The sequence below is a fragment of the Rhodoplanes roseus genome (assembly GCF_003258865.1).
GTDB classification, from domain to species: domain Bacteria; phylum Pseudomonadota; class Alphaproteobacteria; order Rhizobiales; family Xanthobacteraceae; genus Rhodoplanes; species Rhodoplanes roseus.
This window is the reverse complement of the sequence record NZ_NPEX01001006.1, coordinates 1-239: the sequence shown is the minus strand read 5'-3', so window position 1 is coordinate 239 and position 239 is coordinate 1. Positions and strand designations below refer to the sequence as shown.

Genomic DNA, 239 nt, shown 5'->3' with positions numbered 1-239 from the left:
GGGAGATATCGACTGGAACCGGGTCCGCGCCGACGGCATTCGCTTCGCCTACATCAAGGTGTCGGAGGGCGGCGACCATGTCGACGAGAACTTCTACGACAATTGGGAAGCCGCAGCTCGTGCTGGCGTGCCGCGCGGCGCCTACCATTTCATGTATTGGTGCCGAACGGCCGCCGAACAGGCGTTGTGGTACCAGCTCGCCGTGCCGCAGGATAAAACCCAGCTTCCCCCCGTTCTCG

1 protein-coding gene is annotated in these 239 nt (G+C 63.2%); it reads left to right on the top strand.

Annotated features, from left to right (window positions below; all coding sequences use genetic code 11):
* On the top strand, positions 1 to 239 hold a 239-nt coding region (locus CH341_RS33370; protein WP_281023751.1), incomplete at both ends, for a GH25 family lysozyme.